We start from the raw sequence: 6,150 nt of genomic DNA on the forward strand, positions 1-6,150 counted from the left end.
ATGCCGGACTGCCTGATCCGGCCACTGTCGTCCGGCAGCCGCCGGCTATTCTGAAAGGAACTGGTCAAAGGATATGGGTGTAAAAATACTGGCCATAGAAACCTCCTGCGATGAAACCGCCGCCGCCGTGGTGGTGGACGGGGTAAAGATTCTTTCCAACATCATTTCCTCCCAGGTGGATGTGCACCGTAAATTTGGCGGGGTGGTGCCGGAGGTGGCTTCCAGAAAACATCTGGAGCTGGTGAACCCGGTGATCCGGGAAGCCCTGATTGCGGCAGGACTGGATTTTACCGGCCTGGATGCGGTGGCGGTCACTTACGGACCGGGGCTGGTGGGCGCCCTGCTGGTGGGAGTGGCCGCCGCTAAGGCCATGGCCTTTGCCCTGGATATTCCCCTTATTGGCGTAAACCATCTGGAAGGTCACATATACGCCAATTTTCTGGTTCGCCCGGATTTGCCCTTTCCCCTGGTCTGCCTGGTGGTCAGCGGGGGCCATACGGATCTGGTGCTTATCCGCCACCACGGGGATTACGTTCTGCTGGGCAGCACCCGGGATGACGCGGCCGGGGAGGCCTTTGACAAGGTGGCCCGGGTGCTGGGGCTGGGTTATCCGGGGGGACCCTTGATCGACAGGCTGGCCCGGGATGGTGACGAGGAGGCCGTCGATTTACCCCGGTCCTATCTGGAGGAGGGTAGTTTGGATTTTTCTTTCAGCGGCCTGAAATCGGCGGTGATCAACCACCTGCACCGCTGCCGGCAGCAGGGGGAAGAGGCGGACCGGGCCCATATGGCGGCCAGTTTTCAAAAAGCGGTGGTGGACGTACTTACCGCCAAGACCCTGGAGGCGGCCCGCCGGTATGGCTGCTCCACCATTATTCTGGCCGGGGGTGTGGCGGCCAATTCCCGGCTGCGCTCCCTGCTGGACGCCCGGGCCCGGCAGGAAGGACGGCGGCTCTTTTACCCGCCCCCCGTACTCTGCACCGATAACGCGGCCATGATCGCCTGTGCGGCCTATTACCGGTACCTGCGGGGAGAAGAGTCCCCCCTGACTTTAAACGCGGTTCCCCATCTGAGCATTACCGGCCGGTGACTTTCCCTTTGTCGAAAAAATGTTGTCACCGGAAGGTTCTCCCTCTCGCCAAATAGCGCTCCGGAAAGAAAGTTATCCACAATCTCTACAGTATTATCTTCCAGAAGATACACCATGCGGCAAAGGAAGGCGAAAGGCTCCAGCCCTTGTGTTTCAAGGCTTCCCGCCTTCGGATTGCGGAAGATGGGGGATTCCCGGCCTGGCAAAGCGGCCCGGTTTGTGCATGAATGGCTGTGGATAATGTGGATAAGTTTCCCGGCCTCAGGCCGGCCATGGTGTCCGCCTGTGGGTAAGTTGTCAGTCGTGATCCGTCGATTAATGAGACAAGCTGTTTTTTTATGCCGGAGCATCGTTCCGGGAAGTACGGCCGGTTTGCAGTTATTTTTGGAAATACAGATAAGGCAGGAACCCGGCCGTTGATTGTTGAAATATCGTTTGTTGAGTATTAAGGAAAGGAGCAGTGACCGTGTACTGGGACTGCCGTATTGAGACCATGCCCCGGGAGCAGCTGCAGGCGCTGCAGCTGGAGCGCCTGCAGCTGACCATCGAGCGGGTTTACCGCAACGTACCCTTTTACCGCCGGAGGTTTACCGAAGCGGGGGTAAAGCCCTCTTCCATGCGTACCCTGGAGGACATCAAGCGCCTGCCCTTTACCACCAAGCAGGACCTGCGGGACAATTACCCCTTTGGCCTTTTTGCCGTTTCCATGACCGATGTGGTACGCGTACACGCTTCTTCAGGGACCACGGGCAAGCCCACGGTGGTGGGATATACCGAACAGGACATCAAAACCTGGGCCGAACTGGCCGCCCGCTCCCTGGTTTGCGCCGGGGGCACCAAATTCGACGTGGTGCAGAACGCCTATGGTTACGGCCTGTTCACCGGCGGCCTGGGGCTGCACTACGGAGCAGAGCGCCTGGGCGCGGCAGTGGTACCCATTTCCGGGGGCAACACCCAGCGGCAGCTCATGCTCATGCAGGACTTCGGCACTACCATTTTAACCTGTACCCCTTCCTACGCCCTGTATATGGCCGAGGAAGGGCAGAAGATGGGCCTGGACTTTAAAAAGATGCCTTTAAAAGCCGGCATCTTCGGCGCGGAGCCCTGGTCGGAGCGCATGCGCCGGCAACTGGAAGAAAAGCTGGACTTAATGGCCCTGGACATATACGGTCTTTCGGAAATAATGGGTCCCGGTGTGGCCATGGAATGCGCTGAGAAACAGGGGATGCATATCTGGGAAGATCACTTTATACCCGAGATTATCGATCCCGGGACGGGAGAAGTGCTGCCCCCGGGGGAACAGGGCGAGCTGGTAATTACTACCATAACAAAGGAAGCCTTTCCCCTCATCCGCTATCGCACCCGGGATATCACCTGTCTGGATCCGGAACCCTGCCCCTGCGGCCGGACCCATTACCGCATCCGGCGGATAACCGGCCGCAGCGACGATATGCTGATCATTCGTGGGGTGAACGTGTTCCCCTCCCAGGTGGAAAGCGTTCTCCTGGAGTTCAGTGAAACCGAGCCCCACTACCTGCTGGTGGTGGACCGCAAGGCCAACCTGGACCAACTGGAGATCTGGGTGGAACTGGCGGAGCAGATGTTCAGCGACAAGGTGCGGCAGCTGGAAGATCTGGAAAACCGCCTGCGGGAGCGCATCCAGAGCGTGCTGGGCATTGCCGCCCGGGTGAAGCTGGTGGAGCCCAACACCATACCCCGCAGCGAAGGCAAGGCCAAAAGGGTGGTGGACCGGCGGGAGATCTAGGTAATACAGGACCATACCGCCGGAGGGATTTGCCCTGTAAGCCATCCGTTAAACCCAAAACGCAAAACGTCCCACAACTAATGACCGGTGACCAATAAATTGCGATTCACGACCAATTACCAGTAATCAACGACCAACGACCAACGACTATTATTGGGGGGTGCCTTTATGAAGGTCAAACAAATCTCCGTTTTTCTGGAGAACAAGTCGGGCCGCCTGGCCCAGGTGACCAGGGTGCTGGGGGACAACGGCATCAACATCCGTGCCCTGTCCATAGCGGATACCACCGACTTCGGTATTTTACGCCTGATTGTCAACGACCCGGACCTGGCCTACCGGGTGTTGAAAGAAGCCGGTTTTACCGTCAGCGCCACCGATGTGATTGCCGTGGAGGTCACCGATGAACCGGGGGGGCTGGCGGAGGTGCTGGCCGTTTTACAGGAGGTCAACATCAATATCGAGTATCTGTACGCCTTTTTGCAAAAGGCCACGAAAGCCGCCCTGGTGGTCTTCCGGGTGGAACAGCTTGACGAGGCCATTGCCGCCCTGCAGGCGAAGGGGATACGCATCCTGGGCGGCCAGGAGGTTTACGCCCTGTAATAAAAGGGCCCGGCGAAAACCGGTTCGCCTGTCGAAAATCCACCCAACCGGGAGGCCTGTATCCCGGTGGTTTTTAACGATTGTGATCAGGCAGCATAACTTTATCCATCCACGACAGGAGCCTGCATCCAGCGCCGCGGCCGGTTAAGTCCCGGAGGTTCACGGGAATTATCCGGGTAACTGGGGCCGGGTATGGGTGTCCGGTGTCAACAGACTTATTGTTTTGAACGTCCGGGGGTAATCAACTTGCCTTTTTCCGAAAGACGGATCATCATTATCCTGGTGACCGTGCTTACCGCGGTCAATGTCCTGTCCATGGCGGGCAATCTGACCCTTTTGCTGGCGGGAGGTATAGCCCCCGGGCCGCCGGTGGTGCGTTATGTTCTCTGGTTTTACCTGGCGCTGCTTTTTTTGTTGCCGGTGGTGATTACTTTTCTTGTCTGGCGGTACTGGTGGCGGGAGGGACAAACACCGCCGTCCGGTGGTTCTTCCGGGGAGAGAAATTGTGCTTTGTCCTTTAATCGGGAAATAAAAGAACTGGTCATGGGCGTGCGGGAAATTGCGGCGGTTATTCGCTCCCTGATGGACCATCTATCGCAGGAAAAGGAAAAGCGGGAGGAACTGGTTGGTGTCCTCCAGGAGATGGTTGCCTCCATGAAGGAATTTACCGGCTGGCTGGAAACGGGCCGGGAGGTGAGTGTCGCCGGCGAGGTTTTCCGGGCGGAGCGACGTCCCGGGGAAGCGGCTGCAGAAGACGGTTCCGGGCCTGATCAGTGGTCTGATTTCCCCAAAGGGTTGAACAGGGCTACTTTAAAACAAATCCTGTCCTATCTGGAGGATCATAACGAGACGGGTGTTTCCGCCGAGGAAATAGCCGGGGGAGTGGGCCTGTCCCGGGTAACCGTGCGGCGTTATATGGATTATCTGGAACAGGTTGGTTATGTCAGTGTGGATTTAAGATATGGTACGGTGGGCCGGCCACTGAAAATCTATACCCTGGTCAACCTGTTCAGCGGCTGAAGCGGCCGAAACATAAAACGCCGGAGTTTATAACTCCGACGTTTTTTTCTTTTTTTAAATGATAAATGAACTTTATTTATTTTAATTATTTTTTCTTGTCGTTGCCTGAAAACTGATTAAAATCAGGAATCAAGTAGAGTAGAAAAACTTTGACAAAACGGGGGGTTTGTATGGAGTCAACGGACAGAAAGTTTGCAAAGTTGCAGGAAATCATCCACCGGCACGGCGGGCAGGTGTCCCACCTGATTGCCATTTTACAGGAGGTGCAGCAGGAATACCGCTACCTGCCCGAGGAGGTGATGACCTTTATTGCCACCGCCTTAAATGTGCCGCCGGCGGTGGTCTACGGTGTGGCCACCTTTTATGCCCAGTTTTCCCTGGCCCCCAAGGGCAAGTACGTCATCCGGGTGTGCAACGGCACGGCCTGTCATGTGCGGGGCGCCGAGCCCATCCATTTCGCCCTGCGCCGGGCCCTGGGGCTGGCGGAGGGGCAGGAAACCACGGAAGATTTGCAATTTACTGTGGAAACGGTCTCCTGCCTGGGGGCCTGCGGGCTGGCCCCGGTGGTGACCATTAACGACCGGGAGATATTCGGCCAGCTGACCCCGGAGGATACGGTGAGGGTGCTGCAGGCCCTGCAGACCTGGGAAAGCAGAGGGGAAGGGGGTAGCGCCAGTGCTTGAATCCCGGCAGGATCTGCATCAGCTGGCCGCACGGGCCAGGGAGGCATTGGAAAAAGAAAAAATGCGCATTTTGATTTGCGCCGGCACGGGTTGCGTGGCCAACGGCTCCCTGGGTGTGTACGAAGCCTTTCAGGCAGAACTGGCTAAAAGATGCCTGTCTTACAAGGTTCAACTGGTGCAGGAAGTGGAACATCCAGTTGCCGCTTTAAACATCAGCGGCTGCCACGGTTTTTGCCAGATGGGGCCCCTGGTGCGTCTTGAGCCCGGGGGTGTGCTTTACTGCAGGGTTAAAAAAGAGGACGTACCAGAAATAGTGACGGAACATTTGCTGAATAACAGGCCGGTTGAGCGGTTGCTCTACCATCATCCCCTGACCGGTCAGGTGGTGGCCCGGGAGGACGACATACCCTTTTACCGCAGGCAGGTGCGCATCGCCCTGGAACAGTGCGGCCGGGTGAACCCGGAAGATATAAACGACTACCTGGCCCACGGCGGTTATCAGGCGCTGGAAAAGGCCCTTTTTGAAATGACCCCGGAAGAGGTGATCCGGGTTGTCCTGGATTCCGGCCTGCGGGGCCGGGGCGGTGCCGGTTTCCCCACCGGCCGCAAGTGGACCTTTGCCCGGTCGGCGGCCGGGGAGAAAAAATATGTCATTTGCAACGGCGACGAGGGGGACCCGGGGGCCTTCATGGACCGCAGCGTGATGGAAGGCGCACCCCACCGGGTGCTGGAGGGGATGATGATCGCCGCCTATGCCATCGGGGCCGACGAGGGCTATGTTTACGTGCGGGCGGAATATCCCCTGGCGGTGAAGCGCCTGAAAAGGGCCGTAGCCGACGCGGAAAGGCTGGGCCTGCTGGGGGATCATATCCTGGGCAGCCCCTTTTCCTTCCGCATTCATATCAAAGAAGGGGCCGGCGCCTTTGTCTGCGGCGAAGAAACGGCTCTGATCGCTTCCATCGAAGGCCAGCGGGGCATGCCCCGTCCCCGCC

The 6,150-nt window shown here is 57.9% G+C and carries 6 protein-coding genes; all 6 read left to right on the top strand.

From position 1 onward, the window contains the following. Positions 1–73: 73 nt before the first annotated feature. The gene (gene tsaD / locus GFC01_RS01525) at positions 74–1,090 is read left to right on the top strand and encodes a tRNA (adenosine(37)-N6)-threonylcarbamoyltransferase complex transferase subunit TsaD (RefSeq protein ID WP_152944868.1); all 1,017 of its coding nucleotides are present in this window, start codon (positions 74–76) and stop codon (positions 1,088–1,090) included. A gap of 460 nt (positions 1,091–1,550) precedes the next feature. Next, positions 1,551–2,855, top strand: a complete 1,305-nt coding sequence (locus GFC01_RS01530) for a phenylacetate--CoA ligase family protein (RefSeq protein ID WP_423244357.1) — start codon at positions 1,551–1,553, stop codon at positions 2,853–2,855. A gap of 168 nt (positions 2,856–3,023) precedes the next feature. Continuing rightward, positions 3,024–3,455, top strand: a complete 432-nt coding sequence (locus GFC01_RS01535) for an ACT domain-containing protein (protein WP_152944869.1) — start codon at positions 3,024–3,026, stop codon at positions 3,453–3,455. 246 nt (positions 3,456–3,701) lie between these two features. After that, positions 3,702–4,475, top strand: a complete 774-nt coding sequence (locus tag GFC01_RS01540; RefSeq protein ID WP_243137133.1) for an HTH domain-containing protein — start codon at positions 3,702–3,704, stop codon at positions 4,473–4,475. 170 nt (positions 4,476–4,645) lie between these two features. Continuing rightward, positions 4,646–5,158 (top strand): NADH-quinone oxidoreductase subunit NuoE family protein, encoded by a 513-nt coding sequence (locus tag GFC01_RS01545; RefSeq protein WP_152944871.1) that lies wholly within the window; start codon positions 4,646–4,648, stop codon positions 5,156–5,158. Further along, a partial coding sequence (locus GFC01_RS01550; protein ID WP_479723379.1) for a (2Fe-2S) ferredoxin domain-containing protein occupies positions 5,151–6,150 on the top strand: 1,000 nt, incomplete at its 3' end. The genes GFC01_RS01545 and GFC01_RS01550, both read left to right, overlap by 8 nt.

Origin of the sequence: Desulfofundulus thermobenzoicus (assembly GCF_009428905.1) — a bacterium.
In the GTDB taxonomy this organism is placed as follows: domain Bacteria; phylum Bacillota; class Desulfotomaculia; order Desulfotomaculales; family Desulfovirgulaceae; genus Desulfofundulus_A; species Desulfofundulus_A thermobenzoicus.